This is a genomic window from Acidimicrobiales bacterium, from assembly GCA_035546775.1.
Lineage (GTDB): Bacteria > Actinomycetota > Acidimicrobiia > Acidimicrobiales > JACCXE01 > JACCXE01.
The window spans coordinates 198,355-218,541 of the sequence record DASZWD010000072.1 but is presented as its reverse complement, the minus strand read 5'-3'; the positions used below and the strand labels follow the sequence as shown (position 1 = coordinate 218,541).

Here is a 20,187-nt window from a genome sequence, read left to right as displayed (position 1 = left end):
GTGTCGCTGACGCGGTTGTTGGTCGCGCCTGCCGTACTGGCGGCGGAGCCCGATGCGGTTGCACTCGCAGCGGCGCGCGCCGCCGCCGAGCGGCGCTTCGACACCGAAGGCGACACCGAGTTGATCGTCGGCACTCTCGAGGGCGACCTGGCGTCACAGCACGCCGTCGAGGTGGATCTGGCGCGCGAGGGGTTGGACCGCACGGTCATCGGCCGCGAGTCCTTCGTCGAGCGCGTCCGCGATTCCGAGGCCCGGCACCGCGCGGAGTTGCGGGACGCGCTGAGCGACGCCGGCGTCACCGCCGACGTCGACGGGGGCCGCACGGCGGACGAAGCAGTGCTGCGGGCGGCGCGCATCGCGTTCGTGCGGTTGTACGACGCCGGACTCCTCGAGCGCTCCGAGCGCGTCGTCGACATCTGTTCGCGTTGCCAAACGGTCGTCGAGGCCACCGACGCCGCTCCAGTGCCCACCGACGAGGTGCGCGCGGTGATCAACCTCGACGGACTCGAAGTGGCGCTCGTCGAGCTCGAACTGCTGCCCGGCGTGGTCGCCGTCGCTGTACCCGCCGCGCATCCGAGCGCCGGTGCGACGGTGCGCGTGCCCCTCGGTCGCGACGTCCCTGTCATTGCGGACGAAAGCGACGAGCCCTGGTTTGTGATCCCGGCGCATTCGGCGGGCGCGCTCGACGTGGCCCGCCACCACGGGCTGGCGCCGGTACCCGTGCTCAATCGCGACGGCGTCGTCGTCAGCGAAGGACCCCTCGCAGGCCTGGCGCGCTACGCGGCACGCGCCGCGGCCGCCGACTTGCTCCGGGCCGAAGGTGTGCTCGTCTCCGAGGTGACCGAGACGGTCGACCAGTTGCGCTGCGGCCGCTGTGCCACGTCGCTCACGCCGTTGCTCGGCTGGCACTGGTTCCTACGGACGGCGGATCTCGAGGTTGCGGCCGCTGACGCCGTGCGTGAGGGCGCGTTGCAGATCGACGACGTCGAGGCGCGCGAACGCTTCGTCGACCGCGCCGCCCGGGCCGAAGCCTGGTGCCTGTCGAATCAGGTGTGGGCGGGCGAGGTCGTACCGGCGGCGAGTTGCATCGACTGCGGGCAGCTGGCGGTCACCGCCGAGCCGTCGCCGTCGTGTGGCAAGTGCATGGGCGAACTCGTGCCCACCGACGACGTGCTCGACGCCCGCTTCCTCGCCGCGCTGTGGCCGCTGGCGCTGACGGGTTGGCCCGTCGACAAGGTCGAGGTCGACCGCACGATCGTGTTCGCAGGCCCCGATGACGTGACCGGCTTCGCCTTGCCCGTCGCCGCCCTCGGGCTGCGCCTCGCCGGTGCCGTGCCCTACGACGAACTCGTGAGCGTCGCGGCCGAATGAATTTCGACGCCGCAGTCGAATTCCTCGACGAGCACATCAACATGGAAAAGATGCTGGCGGGGGAGCGGGCGACCGCGCCCACGCTCGAGCGGATCCGTGAGTTGCTGCGCCTGCTCGGAGATCCCGAACAGCAGTACCCGATCGTGCACGTGACCGGCACGAACGGCAAGACGTCGACGAGCCGCGCCATCGGTCGGCTGCTCATGGCTCACGACCTCACGGTCGGTACGTACACGAGCCCGCACGTCGTATCGCTCACCGAACGGATCCTGCGCGACGACGTCCCCATCACCCGCGACGACTTCGGCAGTCTGATCGGGCAGCTGGCGCGGCTTGAACCGTTGCTCGCCGAGCGCCCCACGTGGTTCGAGCTGATGACCGCGGCGGCGTACGCCCACTTCGCCGACACCGCGGTGAATGCGGCGGTGATCGAAGTCGGACTCGGCGGAACGTGGGACGCCACCAACGCTGCTGACGGCGCCGTGGCCGTCGTGACGTCGGTCGGTCTCGACCACCTCGAGTTCCTCGGAGACACCGCCGAGGACGTTGCCGCCGAGAAGTCCGGCATCATCAAAGCCGGCGCGGACGTCGTGGTCGGATACGTCGACGACGGTCCCCGCCGCGTGATCGACGAGCGCGCTCGTGAGGTCGGCGCGGCCAGCATCGTCCATGCGGGCGAGGACTTCGCCCTCACCAGTGATCGTGTGGCCATCGGCGGGCGCCTCGTGTCGGTGCGCACGCCGCGAGCGCGCTACGACGAGATCTTCCTGCCGCTGCACGGCGGACACCAGTCCGAGAACCTGGCGTGCGCCATCGCCGCCACCGAAGCGTTCTTCGACCGGCCGCTGAACGAGGAGCTGGTCCTCGCCGCCACCGCCGGCTTGACGTCGCCCGGTCGCCTCGAGGTCGTCGGCCGCAATCCGCTTGTGATCCTCGACGGCACGAAGAACGAGATGGGCGCGGCGGCCGTCAAGCACGCCCTCGACGAAGAGTGGTCCACGGTGTCGCCTCGCGTGCTCGTCGTCGGGATGCTGCAGGGCAAGGGCAAGGACCCCGAGCGCCTGCTCGACGCCCTTGGCGCCACCAGCGCCGAGCTCGTCATCGCCGTGCCGGCCCCGTCGCCGCGCACCATGGATCCTGAAGCCATCGCCGCCGCGGCGCTCGACCTCGGGGTGAACGCCGAAGTCGCCGGCACGGTCGACGAGGGCGTCGCCCGCGCCAAATTCGTCGCCGGCGCCGACGGCCTCGTCCTCGTGGCCGGCTCGCTGTACGTCGCCGGCGCCGCCACCCACCACTGACCGAATCCGCGTACCGGTTCGGAGAAGGGGCGGGTGGGCCGGTAGCCTCACCGCCGCTATGGCAGACCGTACGTTCGTTATCTGTAAGCCCGACGCAGTGGAGCGGGGCCTGACCGGCGAGATCATCCGCCGCTTCGAGAACAAGGGACTCAAGATCGTTGCCGCCGAGCTGCGCGTCATCGACGCGGAGGTCGCCGGCAAGCACTACGCCGAGCACGCCGAGAAGCCCTTTTTCGGCGAGCTGGTGAGCTTCATCGGGCGCAGCCCGGCGATGCTGCTCGTGCTGGAAGGCCCGGAAGACACCTGGAAGGTCGTGCGCACGATGATGGGCGTCACGAACCCCCGAGAATCGGCGCCGGGCACGATCCGGGGCGACTACGGCATCGAGGTCACCGAGAACCTGGTGCACGGCAGCGACGGCCCCGAGTCGGCCGCCCGCGAGATCGCACTGTTCTTCCCGGGGCTGTAGCAGGACCCTGAAAAACAAGCGGTCGAGCTTCGGCCGCTTGCCCAGACGGCTTTCCTGATTCGCATGTGGTTCTCGGCCGAAGCTCGACCGCGTCGTTTTTCAGTGCCCTGCTAGCCTGACTGGCTTCCCGGGGGGACCCCGATCCCGTGCGGAGCCCGTAAGTGTCTGAGAGCATCTTTTCCAACCTCCTAGGTCGCGACATGGCCGTCGACCTGGGCACGGCCAACACGCTCGTCTACGTGCGCGGCCGTGGCATCGTGCTCAACGAGCCCTCGGTCGTGGCGGTCAACGTGCGCGACGGGCGACCGCTAGCAGTGGGGATGGAAGCCAAGCGCATGATCGGCCGCACGCCGAATCACATCCGCGCCATTCGCCCGCTGAAGGACGGCGTCATCGCCGACTTCGACATCTGCGAAAAGATGCTGCGCTACTTCATCCAGAAGGTGCACCAGCGGCGCTTCTCGCACCCGCGCATGGTCATCTGCGTGCCGTCGGGCATCACCGGCGTCGAGCAGCGGGCCGTGGCCGAGGCCGCCGAGTTCGCCGGGGCCCGTAAGCCCGTCTACATCATCGAAGAGCCCATGGCCGCCGCCATCGGCGCCGGGCTGCCGGTCCACGAACCGGCGGGCAACATGGTCGTCGACATCGGTGGCGGCACTACCGAGGTGGCGGTCATCTCGCTCGGCGGCATCGTGACCGCCGGCTCGATCCGCATCGGCGGCGACGAGCTCGACGAGTCGATCATCAACTACATCAAGAAGGAATACTCCGTCGCCCTCGGTGAGCGGACGGCCGAAGAGATCAAGTGCTACTACGGCTCGGCGTGGCCGCTCGAGGAGGAGCTCTACTTCGAGATCCGCGGTCGCGACCTGATCACCGGTCTGCCCAAGCCGATCATGACCTCGACGAGTGAGATCCGCGAGGCGATCGAAGAGCCGGTCGCCGCCATCGTCGACGCCGTCAAGGTCACGCTGGACAAGACGCCGCCCGAACTCGCCGCCGACATCATGCAGCGAGGGATTGTCGTCACCGGCGGCGGCGCGCTGCTGCACGGCATGGCCGCGCGGCTCGAGCACGAGACGGGCATGCCGATTGTGATCGCGCCCAACCCACTGCACGCCGTGGCCATCGGGTCGGGTCAGTGCCTCGAGGAGTTCGAGGTCCTCAAGGGCGTCTTCATTAACTCGAACCCCCCGAACTAGCCTCGGCGACCTGTGGTCGCCCCCAGGCGCACTTCCCGCCCGCGCTTCACGCTGCTGCTGATCGTCCTCACCGCGATCACGCTGATCACCCTCGACTACCGCGCCAACGGCGGTGGGGTCACCGGGTCGATCCGCAACGCGGCGCGCACCGTGCTCCAGCCCGTCGGCACCGCCGTCGACTACGTCGTCACGCCCGTCGGCAACGTCGTGGGCGGCATCCTCGACTTCGGCCGCGTCCGCCACGAGAACGCCAAGCTGCGCGACGAACTGGCGCAGGCTCGCAGTCAGGTGGTCGAAGCCCAGGACGCCAAAAGCCAACTCCAGCGCATGGAGGACGAGCTCAACCTGTCGAGCACGGGTGACATCCCGTCGGTGGCGGCGCGGGTGACCGGCGGCTCGCCCTCGGCGCTGCAACTCACGATCGAGATCGACAAGGGCGAGGACGACGGGATCACGCGGGGGATGCCCGTAGTGTCGGGCGGCGCGCTGATCGGGCGCGTGCAACGCGCCATCGCCCATCGTTCGACGATCCAGCTGCTGTCCGATCCGGCGTTGAGCGTCGGCGTGCGCCTCGCCCGCACCGGTGACCTCAGCGTGGCGACAGGCGACGGCGGCGACATGGTGATGTCGCTGGTCGAGCCCAATACCGAGATCCACACCAACGACGCCGTCGTGACGAGCGGGCTGCAGGAAAGCGAGTATCCCGGCGGCCTGCCCGTTGGGCGGGTGATCTCTTCCAAGAAAGATCGCGCGGGTTTGACCCAGTCCGTGCGGGTTCGTCCGCTGGTGAACCTGCGCAGACTTTCCTTCGTTCGTGTGCTGCAGTGGTCGCCGTCGTGACGGATGGAAATCGCATTCTTCGCGTAGCCCTGGTGCTGCTCGTGCTGCTCGAACTTCAGCTGCACATCGTCGACGGGATCCAGATCGCCGGCCATCACCCGGTGATCTTGTTCCTCGTACCGATCGCCGCCGCGCTCGAGGGCGACGGCTCGCGCGCCGCGGTGGCGGGGTTCGTCACCGGCCTCGTGTTCGACCTCTTCCTCGAAACACCGCTCGGGCTCACGGCGCTCGTATTCGCCATCGTCGGCTACGGCGTGGCGTCGTTCGAGCGCGGTGTGATCCGCGCCGATCGCTGGTTGCAGCCGGCGGTCGCCGGCGTCGCCAGCGCCTTGGGTGTCGTCGGCATCGGCATGGCGGCGGCGATCTTCGGCGAGCCGCAGTACTTCCGCGTCTCGCTGATCGGCTCCGTGCTCGTCGTCGGCGTGTTCAACGCCATCGTGGCGACTCCCGTGATTCGCGCCGTGCGCTGGGCTCTCGGCCCCGTCGCCGTGCACGGGAGCCTGCATGCCTGATCCGCAGGGATCGGCGCACCTGCGCCTGACGATCGTCGGCATCATCGTGTTGTCGCTCTTCGCGACGCTGCTGAGTCGCGCCACATATCTCCAGGCGATGGACTCGCACGCCTTCAAGAACCAGGCCCTGCAGAACCGCGTGCGCGTCGTCTACGAGGAAGCCCCGCGCGGCCGCATCCTCGACCGCAACAACCAGGTGCTCGTAGACAACAAGGTGTCGAACGTCATCACGCTCAGCCGCGAGCAGGCCGCCAAGAACGACGTCGTGATCGACCGCCTCGCCGCGCTGTTGCACATCCAACGCGCCGACATCGAAGCGCGCGTCAAGGATCAGCGCTTCTCACCCTTCACGCCGGTGCCCGTCATCACCGAAGCGCCCGAAGAGGCGATCGTCTACATCCGCGAGCACCAGACCGACTTTCCCGGCGTCGACGCCGCGCGCGTGACCGAACGCGACTATCCGCACGGGACCCTCGCCGCTCACCTGCTCGGCTACGTCGGCAAGATCAACGAGCACGAGCTGCAGGATCACCGGCGCGACAACTACCAACCGTCCGACGAGATCGGCAAGAGCGGCGTCGAGCTGCTGTACGAGAAGTACCTGCGGGGAACACCGGGCGTGACGCGGCTGGAGGTCGACAGCGCTGATCGCGTCGTGCGCACGCTGTTCCACACCGATCCGATCCCGGGCCACGACATCCGCCTCACGCTCGACCTCAACGTGCAAATGGCGACCGAGGCGGCGCTCACGCGCGCCATGAACGCGGCGCACAACACCTATGACCGCGGGCAGGCAAAGGACTTCATCGCGCCCGCGAGCTCGGCCATCGTCCTCGACCCGCGTGACGGGTCGGTGCGCGCCATGGCGTCGTTCCCGACCTACAACCCGGCGGACTTCGTCGGCGGCATCTCCACGCCGCAGTATCAGGCGCTGACCGCGCCCGACGCGCACAGCCCGCTGACTAATCGCGCCCTCGCCGGCGAGTACGCGCCGGGTTCGACGTTCAAGCTCGCCACCGCCGTCGCCGCCCTGAACACGCGCCTGCTCGACCCGCGCACGAGCATCATCGACAACGGCCGCTACGTCGTGCCCAACTGCCTCGGCGCGGCGGCGTCGGCCGGCTGCGTGAAGCACAACGCCGGCAACGAGGCGAACGGTCCGGTGAACGTCACGAGGGCGATCACGGTGTCGTCGGACGTGTTCTTCTACCGCCTCGGCGATCTGTTCTGGCGCGACCGCAGCACGTACGGCAACACCGCCATCCAGGACGTCGCCCGTGCCCTCGGCTTCGGCACCAAGACCGGTATCGGCCTCGAAGAACACGCGGGGCGCGTGCCGACTCCTGACTCGCGCGCCGCGCTCCACGACGCCAATCCCAAGGCGTTTCCCACGCGCGGGTGGTTCCCCGGCGACAACATCAACCTCGCCATCGGCCAGGGCGAGCTTGTCGTGACACCGATCCAGCTGGCGCGGGCGTACGCGACCTTCGCCATGAACGGCAAGACGTACGTGCCGCGGGTCGCCTCCGACGCGCTGACCGAAAACGACAACGGCAGCTTCACGACGGCGGCCACGTTCGCTCCGGTGCCGGCCAGCGGCCCGACCGTCGCCCCTGACGTGAAGGGGCCGATCGAAGCCGGTCTGCGGGGCGTGATCGCCGATCCGAAAGGCACCGCCTACAACGCCTTCAACGGGTTCACAGGCATGACGCTGGCGGGCAAGACCGGTACCGCTCAGGTGCACAACAAGCAGGACACCGCCCTGTTCGTCTCCTACGGGCCGGTCGAGGACCCGCAATGGTGCGTGGCCGTCGTCGTCGAGGAAGCCGGCTTCGGCGGCGCCATCGCCGCCCCCGTCGCCCGCCACATCTTCGACTCGGTCCTGGGCCGCACCAACGACAACTCCGCTGACATCGTCCCGAGCGGGGTCGACTAGTGCTGTCGGCTCGACCCCAAGAACGCTTCTCGATGCTGCGGTCGTGGCGGCACGCCGACCATGCGCTGATCATCGCCTGCGTGGCCGCGGCCACCCTCGGCCTCGTGGCGGTGTTCTCCGCCACACGTCACGAACTCGCAGCGCTCGGTCTGCCGCAGAACAGCACGGTGAACAAGCAGGCGACGTTCGTGCTCGGCGGCATCGTCGTGATGATCATCATGACCTTTGTCGACTACCGCAACCTGCGGGCGATGGCGCCGTACTTGTTCGGCGGCACGGTGGCGTTGCTATTGCTCGTCAAGACACCGCTCGGTTCGCAACAACTCGGCACCCAGGCGCGCTTCGACTTCGGGCCCTACCAGTTCCAGCCGTCGGAGTGGGCCAAGATCGTGATGGTCGTGTGCATCGCCGCGTTCTGCGCGTCGTTCCGCGGCCGCCTCACGGGCGGCCACATCACCGGCCTTTTGCTGCTGTCGGCCGTCCCCATCGGCCTCATCTACCTCCAGCCCGACCTCGGTACCGCACTCGTCTTCATCGCCGTGCTGCTCGGGATCCTCGCCGTGGCGGGTGCCAAGCCGCGCCACCTCGCGATCCTCGCCGCCCTCGGCGTCACCGCCTTCGTGCTCGTGCTCCAACTGGGTGTGCTGAAGCAGTACCAGCTCGACCGCTTCGGCGCCTTCTTGGACCAGCAGAGCTCGAGTCAGCGCGTCGCCTACAGCGTGAGTCCGGCGAAGTACAACCTCAACCAGTCCAAGATCGCCATCGGTTCAGGCGGCCTGACGGGCAAGGGGCTGTTCAAGGGCACGCAGACGAACCTGCGCTACGTCCCGGAGCAGTCGACCGACTTCGTCTTCACCGTGGTGGGCGAGGAACTCGGCCTCGTCGGGTCGAGTGCGCTGATCTTGTTGTTCGGGTTCATTACTTGGCGCATGTGGCGCGCCGCGGCGACGTCGCGGGACCTGTTCGGCACGCTCGTCTGCGTGGGGGTGCTGTGCATGTTCGTGTTCCAGATTTTCGAGAACATCGGCATGACGATGGGGATCATGCCGATCACCGGCATCCCGCTTCCCTTCATCAGTTATGGCGGCTCGTCGACCTTGGCAGCCTTCGCCGGCGTCGGCCTGGTGCTCAACGTCGGCATGCGCCGGTTTAGCTAGGGTCCAACGCATGCGGAAGATCGCAATCGCGGTTGCCCTCGTCGCCGTGCTCTTCGGTGCCTGCGGCAAGAATGACAACCCGTCGCTCGACAGCTCGTTGCCCAAGCCGACCGACATCAACCTGACGGCGAAGGACTACCAGTTCGCCGACGCGCCACCAACCGTGAGCGTCGACAACCTCGCCAAGATCACGCTCAAGAACGAGGGAACCGAACCGCACGAGGCGGCGATCATCAAGCTGAGCGACGGTAAGACGGTCGACGACGTGAAGGGCTTCCTCGCTCAGAAGGCACCGTCGGGCCCCGCCCCCTTCGCCGTCGCCGGTGGTCTCACCGCAGTCGACCCCGGCGGCTCCGCGTCGGTCACCCAGGCGCTCCCGGCGGGCTCCTATGCCTTCATTTGCTACGTGCAGAGCCCAGACGGAGTGCCGCACTTCGCCAAGGGCATGCTCAGCGGCTTCAACGTCACCGGGAACTCGACGACGTCGCTGCCCCTGCCCGACGGCGTGAACGCCGGCGGCAAGGAGTTCCAGTTCGACCTGCCGGCCCTGAAGGCGGGGTCCACCACAATCCGGTTCCACAACACCGGCGCCCAGGACCACGTGCTCGGCTTCGCCAAGGTGGCCGACGGCAAGACGGCCGACGACGCCCTCCAGTGGCTCAAGACGCACCAGGGCCCGCCGCCGATTTCATTCATGGGCGGACCCGCCGCCGGCCCGGGGGCGACCACGGCGTTCACCGCCAATCTGTCGAAGGGCACCTACGTCTTCTACTGCCCGATTCCGGATCCGGCCGACGGCCAGCCGCATTTCCTCAAGGGCATGTTCCAAGGGGTAACGATTACCTGAGCGGGCCCTTGTAAACTCAGGCCGTCATGACGCAGGAAGCCACCCTGTGGAACAGGGTTGAGGCGCTGCTGGCCATGGTGCAGAAGCCGGCGCGGTACATCGGGTGCGAAGACGGGGCGATTTCCCCGTCATACGGCCCCGAGACCGTTTCGTGGTTGCTCGTCTACCCCGACACCTACGAAGTCGGGCTTCCCAACCAAGGTCTCCAGATCCTCTACGAGTTGCTCAACGAGGCGCCGGATACGGCCGCCGAGCGCTCGTACGCGCCCTGGAGCGACATGGAAGCGCAGATGCGGGCCCACGGCGTGCCGCTGTTCTCGCTCGAGACCCACCGCGCCGCGTCCGACTTCGACGTGCTGGCGTTCAACCTGTCGGCGGAGCTCGTCTACACCAACGTCCTCAACTGCATCGACCTCGCCGGCGTCCCGATCCAGGCGGCGGACCGGTCCGACGACGACTTCTTCGTATGTGCCGGTGGTCACTGCACGTTCAACCCTGAGCCGCTTGCGGACTTCGTCGACTTTTTCGTGATCGGCGACGGCGAGGAAGTCGTGCGCGAGATCACCGAGTCGATCCGCGCCACCCGCGGCCAGCGGCGCGCCGAGCGCCTGCGGGCGCTGGCCACGGTGCCGGGCGTGTACGTGCCCTCGCTCTACGACGTCGTGTACGACGGGCCGCGCATCGCCACGGTGGCCCCCCGGTTCGCCGACGTGCCGAGCCGAGTCGACAAGCGCACCATCGCCGACCTCGGCGCGTGGCCGTATCCCAAGCACCAACTCGTGCCGCTGACCGAGGTCGTGCACGATCGTCTCAACGTCGAGGTCTTCCGCGGCTGCACGCGGGGGTGTCGCTTCTGCCAGGCCGGGATGATCACGCGGCCGGTGCGCGAGCGCCCTGCCGATCAGGTGCGCACGATGGTGACCGAAGGTCTCAAGCGCACCGGCTACGACGAGGTGTCGCTCACGTCGCTGTCGAGCGCGGACTATTCCGGCATCAAGGAAGTCGTCGGGGGCATCGTCAACGACCCCGAGTGCGGCGGCCAGGTGAGTGTGTCGCTGCCGTCGTTGCGGGTCGACGCCTTCACCGTCGGCATCGCCGCCGAGATCCAAAAGGCGCGCCGCACCGGCCTCACCTTCGCCCCCGAAGCGGGCACGTGGCGCATGCGCCAGGTCATCAACAAGCTCATCACCGAAGAGGACTTGTACGCGTCGGTCGAAGCGGCGTTCTCGCAGGGCTGGCGGCGGGTGAAGCTGTACTTCCTCATCGGGTTGCCGACCGAAACCGACGACGACGTGCTCGGCATCGCCGAGTTGGCCCGCAACTGCGCGGCGATCGGTCGCCGGCACACGAAGGCGGCCAACGTCGTGGCGTCGGTCGGGGGATTCGTACCGAAGCCGCAGACGCCGTTCCAGTGGTTCGGCCAGGTGCCCGTGGACGAACTCCAGCGCCGCGTATGGCTGCTCAAGGACGCGTTCAAGACGATCAAGGGCGCGCAACTGAAGTGGCACGACCCCAAGGCGTCGCTCGCCGAAGGCATCGCGTCGCGCGGCGATCGCCGGATGGGCGCGGTGATCGAAGAGGTGTGGCGCAACGGCGGGGTGTTCCAGGAGTGGTCCGAGTGCTTCTCGGTCGACCGCTGGCTCGACGCCATGGCCAAGCACGGGTTGGCGGTGGAGGATTTCGTGTACCGGCACCGCGGGCGCGACGAAATCCTGCCGTGGAGCCACATCGGGGCGGGATTGCACGAGGATTTCTTGTGGGACGACTGGCAGGACGCGCTCGCCGAACACGGCCTGCCCGACTGCCGGTGGACGCCGTGTTACGACTGCGGCGCCTGCACGGAGTTCGGCATCGAACACGTCGTCGCATCGAACGTGCCGCCGGCGGGCGGCTCGCAGGGCACCGGGCAGGATCTGACGGCAGGCGGCGAGATTCCTGTGCAGCTGCTCGCAACGCGCGGGGGTGGGGCATGAAGCTCCGCATCCGTTACACCAAGCTGGGCAAGGTGCGCTGGATCAGCCACCGGGATATTGCGCGCTGTGTCGAGCGCGCCGTGCGGCGGGCGAAGCTGCCCGTCGCCTACAGCGAGGGCTTCTCACCGCGCCCTCGCATCGCCTTCGGACTGGCGCTGCCGACCGGCGCCGAATCGTCGGCGGAGTACCTCGACATCGACTTCGGTGCGAACGAAGTCGATGCGGCAACGGTCGGGCCGGCGCTGTCCGCGGGGCTGCCGGTTGGTATCGACGTCACTGCGACCGCGCCCATTCCCCAAGGGGCGATGTCGCTGCAAGAGGGCGTGGTCGCCTGCCGGTGGGAGATCGGCGTGTTCGGTGACCCCATGCCTCATGGCTGGTTCCCGGAGGCGGCGGACCGGTTGCTGGCCGCACACGAACTAGTCGTCACCCGCGAACGCAAGGGGCAGATGGTCAGCGATGACGTCCGCCCGAACATCGCCGCGCTGAGCGCCGAGGCCCGACCCGACGGGACCCCGATTCTCGCGGTGGAACTATCGACCTACCCGCGCGGCATCCGTCCCGCTGACATCGGTCATGCACTGGAACTGCCGGCGACGCGCCTCGACGTGCGTCGCACCCACCAATGGATTGCGCCCTCTGAAGGGACGCGTACCGAGCCACTGTTGCTCGATGAAACGAGTACCCCATGTCCGACTCTTCCCCTGACTACACACCAACCCCCCGGCGACGCCGTCGCCGCCCGAACCGCGTAGCGGGAGCTACTGCCCCCGCGGTCGACGCCGTCGACCGCCAGCCCGACGATCTGCCCGACCCGCCCTACGAAGGCGTTCCCCGTCCGAAGATCGGCGACACCCGACCGGCGCCGCCGGCGGCCGCGTCCACACCGCGTGAACCGCGCGAGCCGCGCGAGCCCCGCACGGAGGGCCAGCGCTCGACCACCTCGGGGGCGGCCCGTCGCCGGCGCCGTCGTGCCGGCCAGCAGCGCCGATCCGAGGCGCCCACCGCCGACGCCACGGCCGACACCGCCGACGCCAGCTCTTTGGGCACCAGCGGCCCCACAGAGGCCGTAACGGACCAAAGAGACGCACGCGCCGAGCGAGCCGAGCGCCCGGCGCGGGCGCGCAGCCGCGGCGGACGGGGTCGGGGCCGCGAGCGTGATCGGCGCGAGGACGACGCGGTGTCGGTCGAGGACATGCGCGTCGGCAAGATGCGCGGCGGCAAGGCCGTGGGCCGCTACATGATGTGCGTGCACGTGCGCGACGAGGTCACCCAGATCGCCGTGCTCGAAGGTCGAGCGCTGATCGAGCACTACGTCTCCCGCCCGGCCGACGACGCCACCCAGATCGACGGCAACATCTACCTCGGCAGGGTCCAGAACGTGCTGCCCGGAATGGAGGCCGCCTTCGTCGACATCGGCACCCCGAAAAACGCGGTCCTCTACCGCGGCGACGTCCAGTTCGACCGTGGCGACCTCGACACCGCCACGGCCCGTGAATCAGTGCGCATCGAGAACCTGCTGCGCCCGGGCCAGGTCGTCACCTGCCAGGTGACGAAGAATCCGATCGGCAGCAAGGGTGCCCGCCTGACGCAGGAGGTGTCGCTGCCCGGTCGGTTCGTAGTGCTCGTCCCCAACAGCGACACCTATGGCATCTCGAAGCGACTGCCCGACGACGAGCGCAAGCGCCTCCGGCGCATCCTCGACGACATCAAGCCGGAGCGGCACGGCCTCATCGTGCGCACTGCGGCGGCGGGAGTGAACGCCGACGAACTGGTCGCCGACGTCCGCCTGCTGAGCGAGCAGTGGGCCAAGATCGAGGACCAGCAGCGGCGCACCAAGGCGCCGGCGTTGCTCTACCGGGAGCCCTTCGCCGCCCTGCGCATCATCCGCGAGGAGTTCAACGCCTCTTACCGCAGCATCGTGATCGACAACCGCGACCTCTACCAGCAGGTGCGGGACTACGTGCACGACATCAGCCCCGGTCTCGCCGACCGCGTCGAGTTCTACGACCCGTCCGAGGCCGACAACGGCGGGTTGCCAATCTTCGAGCGCTTCCACATCCACGAGCAGCTGCACAAGGCGCTCGACCGCAAGGTGTGGTTGCCCTCGGGTGGGTCGCTCATCATCGAACGGACCGAGGCGCTCACCGTCATCGACGTCAACACCGGCCGCAACGTCGGTTCGTCGTCGCTCGAGGAGACCGTCTACCGCAACAACCTGGAGGCGGCCGAGGAGATCGCCCGCCAGCTGCGGCTACGCGACATCGGCGGCATCATCGTCATCGACTTCATCGACATGGAGATCAAGGCCAACCGCGACGACGTGATCCGGGCGTTCCGGGCGGCGCTGGCCCGGGACAAGACCCGCACGCAGGCCTTCGAGATCTCCGAGCTCGGTCTCGTCGAGATGACGCGCAAGCGGATCGGCGAGGGCCTGGTCGAATCGATGTCCCACACCTGCCCCATGTGCGAAGGCCGCGGCCTCGTAATTGAGACAGATCTCTACTAGCGGCTACAATCTCCGACCCTATGTATGCAGTCATCCGGACCGGCGGCAAGCAGTACAAGGTGACCGAAGGTGATCGTCTCGACGTCGAGAAGCTCACCGGCGAGTCCGCGACGTTTGTCCCGCTCATGGTCGTCGACGGCGACACCGTGCTGGCGGGCCCGGCAGCCTCCGTCGCGTCGGTGACCGCCAACATCGTGGGCGAGGGGCGCGGCAAGAAGATCCGGGGCTTCACCTACAAGAACAAGACGAACCAGCGGAAGCGCTGGGGCCACCGGCAGAGCTTCTCGACCATCGAGATCACCGGGATCACGAAGGGTTAACTGACATGTCGAAGACCAAGGGCGGCGGCTCCACTCGTAACGGCCGCGATTCCAACGCACAGCGCCTCGGCGTGAAGGTGTTCGACGGCGGCGTCGTGAAGGCCGGCGCCATCATCGTGCGCCAGCGCGGCACGCGCATTCACCCCGGTGAGAACGTCGGCAAGGGCGGCGACGACACGCTGTTCGCCCTCACCGATGGTGCGGTCAAGTTCGGCGAGCGCCGCGGCCGCAAAATCGTCAACGTCCTCTGAGCAGTTCCTTCGTCGACACCGCGCAGCTGCACGCCAAGGCGGGCAACGGCGGCGCGGGTTCGGTGTCGTTTCGTCGTGAGGCGCACGTCCCCCGGGGCGGGCCCGACGGAGGCGACGGGGGAGACGGGGGCGACGTGTGGCTCGTCGCCGACCACAACACGGTGTCGCTGCTGTCGTTTCGCGACCATCCCCACCGGGCCGGCGAGAACGGCGTGCACGGGCAGGGCAAGCAGAAGCATGGCAAACGGGGCGAGCCAAACGTCGCCCCGGTGCCCATCGGCACGGTCGTCAAGGACACCGACGGCGAGATCCTCGCCGACCTGCACACCGAAGGCATGCGCTACCTCGCGGCCAAAGGCGGCCAGGGCGGCCGCGGCAACGCCCGCTTCCTGAGCAACAAGCGCCGGGCGCCCGCCTTCGCCGAGCAGGGCGAGATGGGCGAGGAGCGCTGGCTCGACCTCGAACTCAAGCTCATGGCCGACGTGGCGCTCGTCGGGTTTCCGAACGCGGGCAAGTCGACGTTCATCTCGGCGGTCAGCGCGGCCAAGCCGAAGATCGCCGACTACCCGTTCACGACGCTCGAGCCGCATCTCGGGGTGGTCCGCCTCGACGACCGCGAGATGGTCATCGCCGACATCCCCGGATTGATCGAGGGCGCCAGCACCGGCAAGGGCCTCGGCCACGAGTTCTTGCGCCACATCGAGCGCGCCCGCGTGCTGCTGATCCTCGTCGATCTCGCCTCGGCCGAGGGGCGCGACCCGCAGTACCAGGTCGACGCGCTGTTGCGCGAGCTGGGCGACTACGAACCCGAATTGCTCGATCGGCCCCGCGTCGTCGTGGGCACGAAAGCTGACGCCGCCGCCCTCGAGTGGGACGGCGAGCGCATCTCCGCCGCTACCGGCGAGGGCATCCGGCCGTTGCTCGGTCAGCTGATGGACCTCGTCGACGCCGCCCGCAACACCGAACCGACAGGCGAGATCTTCGTGATCCACCGCCCCGAGCCCGACGGCTTCCGCATCGAACGCGACGGCAACGACTGGGTCGTGGTCGGCCGCGCCGCGGAGCGCGCCGTCGCCCTCAGCGACCTCACGGACCTCGGTGCCCTCCAGTACGCGCAGCAACGACTCAAACGGCTCGGCGTCGACCGCGCGTTGGCCCGCGCCGGTGTGCGGCCCGGGGATCTCGTACGGATCGGCGGGTTCGTGTTCGAATACGAGGCGGATTAGCCGTGTCGACCGTCGTGGCCAAGATCGGGACGAGCAGCGTCACCGACGCGCGCGGCGTGGTCACGGCCGAGGCGATCGAAAAGCTCGTCGGCGAAGTCGCCGGGCTGCGCGCCGAGGGCCACCGCGTCGTGGTGGTCACCAGTGGTGCCATCGCCGCCGGCTTGCCGCGCCTGGGCCTCCACGAGCCACGACCCACCGACATGCCGACGCTGCAAGCCGTCGCCGCCGTCGGCCAGAGCCGCCTGATGCGCGTCTACGACGACGCCTTCTCGGCCCACGGCCTCGTCGTCGGCCAGGTGCTGCTGGCGCCGCTCGACTTCGCCCATCGCCAGCAGTACCTGCACGCTCGCCAGACGCTCACGCGGCTGCTCGAACTCGGCGTGATCCCCGTCGTCAACGAGAACGACGCCATCGCCGATGACGAGATCCGCTTCGGCGACAACGACCGGCTCGCCGCGCTCGTGGCCCACCTGGTCGACGCCGACCTGCTCGTGCTGCTCACCGACACCGAGGGGGTGTTCACCGCCGACCCGCGCCTCGACGCCGATGCCACCTTGATCGAAGACATCGTCGCCGTCGACGCCGCCATCGAAGCCGCCGCCGGCGGCGCCGGCACCGAGCGGGGCAGCGGCGGCATGGCGTCGAAGCTGGCCGCGGCGCGCATCGCGTCGCGCAGCGGGGTGCCGACGGTGATCGCGGCGGCGGCGCGTCCCGACGTGCTGCACGCCGCGCTGCGGGGCGACAGCGGCATCGGCACCGTCGTGCGGGCCTCCGCGGGCAAGAAACTCTCCGCCCGCAAGCTGTGGATCGGCTTCGCCCTCGGGGCCCACGGCGCCATCACCGTCGACGCCGGGGCGCGGCGCGCCCTGGTCGAGCGCGGCACGTCGCTCCTACCGGCGGGCGTCACCGATGTGCGGGGGTCGTTCTCCGAGGGCGACGGCGTCGAGATCTGCGGACCCGACGGTGTGGTGTTCGCCAAGGGCATCGCCGCCCACGATGCGGCCTGGGTCAGCGCGGCGAAGGGCCAGCGCACCGACGCACTCGCGGCGGGCGACGATCCCGAAGTCGTCCATCGCGACGACCTCGTGGTGCTCGACGGCTAGTTACGCCTCGGGTTTGTCGGCGGGCTCGGTCTCCGCGTCGGTGATAGCCGGCGCCGCCTCGGCGGCCGGGGCGGCGATGCCGAGCTGTTCCTTGATCTGGGCGAGCTTGGCCACGGCTTCGTTGTCCTGGGCGGCACGCTCGACTTCGAGCATGCGCGTCTCGACCGTCGCCCCTTGAAGCTCGGCGGCGCCGATCGCCTTGGCGTAGCGCGCTTCGATCTTGTCGCGGACTTCGGCGAGGGTGGGGACGTCCTGGCCGACGGCGGCGGTCAGTTGCGTCATCGCCGAGTTCATCTGCTCCTGCATCTTCGCCTGGTCGAGCTGGCTCAGGAGCTTCTGCTTCTCGTTGAGCTTCATCTGGAGTGCGGAGGAGTTCTGCTGCACCGCCGCCTTCGCCTTGTCCGACGCCTCGGTCGCCTGGAGCGACAGCGCCTTGAGGTTCTCGACTTCCTTCTCGATCGACACGAGGCGGCCGGCGAAGGCCTCGGCGGCTCGGGTGTACTCGGCGGCCTTGGCGGTGTCGCCTTTCTTGGTGGCCTCGTCGGCCATCAGCACGGCCTGGCGCGCCGACGAGTTCTGCTTCTCGAGGTCCTCCATCGCCCGTGACAGGCGCATCTCGGTCTGCTTCTGGTTGGCGATGACGCTGGCCGCCTGCTCGGTGAGGCGGCGGTGCTGGTCCTGTGCCTCCTGGATGGCCTGTTCCAACTGCACCTTGGGGTCGGCCTTCTCGTTGAATTTCATGTTGCCCGCGGTGGTGAAGTACCGCCGGATGCGCTGCAGCAGCTTGAACATGGCCGCAGCGTAGCTATTTAGGAGGGGCTGACTTCGGCGATCGCTTGGCGCAGCGCTTCGAGGTCGTCGACGACCGAGTCGACGTCGCCCGCCAGTGCGTCGAGCCCGCCCAGCTGCCCCGTCGCCAACTCGGCGGCGCGGGCGACGGCTTCGTCGAGGCTCTTGGTCAGCGCCGCCAGCTTCTGCTGAGTGTCGGTCTCGCGGGCGCGCATGCGGGTGACGGCGTCCGACGGCGTGTCGGCCACCTCGAGGAGCGCCTTGTGCAGTTGGTAGCCGGTGCGGGCGATGCGCCAGCAGGCGTGGACGCCGTCGGCGACGCGGTCGTCGATGTCGACGAGGCGCTCGCGCAGCGGGCCGTCGGTCACCGTGGCGACGATGCGGCCGAACCGCGTCTGCGCCTGCTGCGCGTCCTGCACGAACGAGCGCCATGGATCGGTGAGCGTGAAGGGGTCGATCCGCTCTTTCTTCGGCTTGCGCCGGAACCAGCTCAACGCGGGTCGCGCCACATGAGCCACACCGACGGCCCCTTGCCGCCGAGCAGCGGAAGCTCGCGCATCACCTCGAAACCGTGACGGTTGTAGAAGGGGATGTTCTTCTCTTTGCTCGACTCGAGGTAGGCGCCGATGCCCTGCTCGTCGCACTTCTCGAGGACGGGGGCGAGCACGGAGGTGCCGACGCCCTTGCCTTGGGCGGCTTGCTCGGTGCCGAGCACCGCGAGGTAGTAGTGCTCGCCCGGCGGGTGGGCGTTCTCGACCTCCAGCAGCGCCCGGAAGGCGCGGGGGAGCGAGGCGCCGAGGATGCGGATGAACGACGGCAGGCTCTTGATCGTGTCGAGGTTGCTCTGGCGCCACCGGCCCGGGGGCGCCCACAGCGCCGCGCCGTTGCGGTCACTGGTCGTCCACGCCTCGTCGTGGGGCAGGTAGTGCTTCGCCAGCTCACGGCCGAAGAACGCTTTGTACGTCTTGGCGCGATTCTTCTGCGGGAAGAGGAACTCGAACACGGGATCGTCGTCGAACGCGCTGGCCAGCGCGGTCGACAGGCGGTCGATGTCGGCCATCGTTGCCTTGCGCACCTCGGACATGGGCTCAACCTATCGCCGGTAGTCTTGGGAAATGGACGTGGCGGCCCAAGACGTTGCGGTACAGGGCGCACTGGTGAAGGCGGCGGCCCCAGCCGTGGCGCTGGCCAGCACCGACGCCAAGAACGCCGCGCTGCTGGCGGCGGCCGACGTGCTGGTTTCGCGCACCGAAGCGATCCTGTCGGCCAACGCCGCCGACGTGGCGCGGGCCGAGGCCGACGGGGTGTCGGCGACTGTCATCGACCGGCTGCGGCTCACACCGGCGCGCATCGAGTCGATGGCCGACGGATTGCGTCAGGTCGCCGCGCTGCCCGACCCGGTCGGCGAAGTGCTCGACGGGTGGGTCCGCCCCAACGGGCTGCGCATCGAGCGCGTGCGCGTGCCCCTCGGCGTGGTGGCGATCATCTACGAGAACCGTCCGAACGTGACGTCCGACGCAGCGGCGCTGTGCATCAAGTCGGGCAATGCCGCGTTCCTGCGCGGGTCGTCGGGCGCGGCCGAGTCGAACCGGGCCATCGCCGAGGCGCTGCGCACCGGCATTGCGAAGGCGGGTTTGCCCGAGGACGCTGTCACCCTTGTCGACGACGTGTCGCGCGAGGCTGCCGTCGAGTTCATGCGCCTGCGCGGCGTCGTCGACTGCCTGATCCCGCGCGGCGGGCCGTCGCTCATCGCGTCCATCCTGGAGAACGCGACGGTGCCTTACGTGATCGACGGCGACGGCAACTGTCACGTGTACGTCGACGCGTCGGCCGACCTCGACATGGCTGAGGCGATCGTGGTCAACGCCAAGACGCAGCGACCGTCGGTGTGCAACGCGGCGGAGTCACTCGTCGTGCACGCGTCGGTCGCCGACGCCTTCTTACCGCGAGTGGCCGCCGCCCTCGAGGGCGTCGAGTTGGTCGGCGACGCGCGGGCGCGGGCGATCGTCGACTCGATGGCCGTGGCCACCGAGGAGGACTTCGCGTCCGAGTTCCTCGACATGAAGATGAGTGTGGCTGTGGTCGACGACCTCGACGCCGCTATCGCCCACGTCAACCGCTACTCGAGCGGTCACACGGAGGCGATCATCACGCGTGACTTGGCGTCGTCGGAACGTTTCACCCACGAGGTCGACGCCGCGGCGGTGATCGTCAACGCGTCGACCCGCTTCACCGACGGCGAGCAGTTCGGCTTCGGCGCCGAAATCGGCATCTCGACCCAGAAGCTCCACGCCCGCGGCCCGATGGGCCTGCGCGAACTCACCACGACGAAGTACGTCATCCACGGGACGGGCCAGATCCGGTCGTGACGGATGTCACGGTCC

Annotated in this window: 20 protein-coding genes; 17 read left to right on the top strand and 3 right to left on the bottom strand. The window is 68.7% G+C overall.

Annotated features, from left to right (window positions below; translation table 11 throughout):
- The 16 genes from VHC63_18780 to proB all read left to right on the top strand — a co-directional run bounded on the left by VHC63_18780 (position 1) and on the right by proB (position 17,014).
- Complete coding sequence (locus VHC63_18780) at positions 1-1,371, top strand: class I tRNA ligase family protein (GenBank protein HVV38661.1); 1,371 nt, start codon at positions 1-3, stop codon at positions 1,369-1,371.
- A complete protein-coding gene (locus VHC63_18775) occupies positions 1,368-2,669 on the top strand; it encodes a Mur ligase family protein (GenBank protein ID HVV38660.1) in 1,302 nt (433 codons plus the stop codon). The genes VHC63_18780 and VHC63_18775 overlap by 4 nt, the downstream gene beginning before the upstream one ends.
- Before the next feature lie 58 nt (positions 2,670-2,727).
- Positions 2,728-3,138: a nucleoside-diphosphate kinase gene (gene ndk / locus VHC63_18770; protein ID HVV38659.1), complete on the top strand. Its 411-nt coding sequence runs from the start codon at positions 2,728-2,730 to the stop codon at positions 3,136-3,138.
- 173 nt (positions 3,139-3,311) lie between these two features.
- A complete protein-coding gene (locus VHC63_18765; GenBank protein HVV38658.1) occupies positions 3,312-4,340 on the top strand; it encodes a rod shape-determining protein in 1,029 nt (342 codons plus the stop codon).
- Positions 4,341-4,352: 12 nt separating this feature from the next.
- The gene (gene mreC / locus VHC63_18760; protein ID HVV38657.1) at positions 4,353-5,180 is read left to right on the top strand and encodes a rod shape-determining protein MreC; all 828 of its coding nucleotides are present in this window, start codon (positions 4,353-4,355) and stop codon (positions 5,178-5,180) included.
- Positions 5,165-5,692 (top strand): rod shape-determining protein MreD, encoded by a 528-nt coding sequence (mreD, locus tag VHC63_18755; GenBank protein HVV38656.1) that lies wholly within the window; start codon positions 5,165-5,167, stop codon positions 5,690-5,692. The genes mreC and mreD overlap by 16 nt, the downstream gene beginning before the upstream one ends.
- The gene (gene mrdA, locus VHC63_18750) at positions 5,685-7,628 is read left to right on the top strand and encodes a penicillin-binding protein 2 (protein HVV38655.1); all 1,944 of its coding nucleotides are present in this window, start codon (positions 5,685-5,687) and stop codon (positions 7,626-7,628) included. Before mreD ends, mrdA begins: the two co-directional genes overlap by 8 nt.
- Positions 7,629-7,660: 32 nt before the next feature.
- Positions 7,661-8,785, top strand: a complete 1,125-nt coding sequence (gene rodA, locus VHC63_18745; protein ID HVV38654.1) for a rod shape-determining protein RodA — start codon at positions 7,661-7,663, stop codon at positions 8,783-8,785.
- A 10-nt stretch (positions 8,786-8,795) separates the two neighbouring features.
- Positions 8,796-9,632, top strand: a complete 837-nt coding sequence (locus VHC63_18740; protein HVV38653.1) for a hypothetical protein — start codon at positions 8,796-8,798, stop codon at positions 9,630-9,632.
- A 26-nt stretch (positions 9,633-9,658) separates the two neighbouring features.
- A complete protein-coding gene (locus tag VHC63_18735) occupies positions 9,659-11,605 on the top strand; it encodes a TIGR03960 family B12-binding radical SAM protein (GenBank protein HVV38652.1) in 1,947 nt (648 codons plus the stop codon).
- On the top strand, positions 11,602-12,360 hold the full coding sequence (locus VHC63_18730; GenBank protein ID HVV38651.1) for a TIGR03936 family radical SAM-associated protein: 759 nt from the start codon (positions 11,602-11,604) through the stop codon (positions 12,358-12,360). The genes VHC63_18735 and VHC63_18730 overlap by 4 nt, the downstream gene beginning before the upstream one ends.
- Positions 12,294-14,114 carry an Rne/Rng family ribonuclease gene (locus VHC63_18725; protein HVV38650.1) on the top strand — a complete coding sequence of 607 codons (1,821 nt, stop codon included), beginning with the start codon at positions 12,294-12,296 and terminating at the stop codon, positions 14,112-14,114. The genes VHC63_18730 and VHC63_18725 overlap by 67 nt, the downstream gene beginning before the upstream one ends.
- A 20-nt stretch (positions 14,115-14,134) precedes the next feature.
- Positions 14,135-14,434 carry a 50S ribosomal protein L21 gene (rplU, locus tag VHC63_18720; protein HVV38649.1) on the top strand — a complete coding sequence of 100 codons (300 nt, stop codon included), beginning with the start codon at positions 14,135-14,137 and terminating at the stop codon, positions 14,432-14,434.
- A gap of 5 nt (positions 14,435-14,439) precedes the next feature.
- The gene (gene rpmA / locus VHC63_18715) at positions 14,440-14,685 is read left to right on the top strand and encodes a 50S ribosomal protein L27 (protein ID HVV38648.1); all 246 of its coding nucleotides are present in this window, start codon (positions 14,440-14,442) and stop codon (positions 14,683-14,685) included.
- Positions 14,682-15,911 carry a GTPase ObgE gene (obgE, locus tag VHC63_18710; protein ID HVV38647.1) on the top strand — a complete coding sequence of 410 codons (1,230 nt, stop codon included), beginning with the start codon at positions 14,682-14,684 and terminating at the stop codon, positions 15,909-15,911. The genes rpmA and obgE overlap by 4 nt, the downstream gene beginning before the upstream one ends.
- 2 nt (positions 15,912-15,913) lie before the next feature.
- Entirely contained in the window at positions 15,914-17,014 is a 1,101-nt protein-coding gene (proB, locus tag VHC63_18705) for a glutamate 5-kinase (GenBank protein HVV38646.1), read from the top strand.
- Here the strand turns inward: proB and VHC63_18700 are convergent, their stop codons facing one another.
- Genes VHC63_18700 through VHC63_18690 form a run of 3 tightly spaced genes read right to left on the bottom strand, consistent with a single transcriptional unit; the run spans position 17,015 to position 18,887 of the window.
- On the bottom strand, positions 17,015-17,806 hold the full coding sequence (locus VHC63_18700) for a PspA/IM30 family protein (GenBank protein HVV38645.1): 792 nt from the start codon (positions 17,804-17,806) through the stop codon (positions 17,015-17,017).
- Positions 17,807-17,823: 17 nt separating this feature from the next.
- Positions 17,824-18,312, bottom strand: coding sequence for a hypothetical protein (locus VHC63_18695; GenBank protein ID HVV38644.1), 489 nt, complete (start codon positions 18,310-18,312; stop codon positions 17,824-17,826).
- On the bottom strand, positions 18,294-18,887 hold the full coding sequence (locus VHC63_18690) for a GNAT family N-acetyltransferase (protein ID HVV38643.1): 594 nt from the start codon (positions 18,885-18,887) through the stop codon (positions 18,294-18,296). The genes VHC63_18695 and VHC63_18690 overlap by 19 nt, the downstream gene beginning before the upstream one ends.
- A gap of 31 nt (positions 18,888-18,918) precedes the next feature.
- On the opposite strand from VHC63_18690, the gene VHC63_18685 reads away from it, so the two are divergent.
- Entirely contained in the window at positions 18,919-20,172 is a 1,254-nt protein-coding gene (locus VHC63_18685) for a glutamate-5-semialdehyde dehydrogenase (protein ID HVV38642.1), read from the top strand.
- The last annotated feature ends 15 nt before the right edge of the window (positions 20,173-20,187 follow it).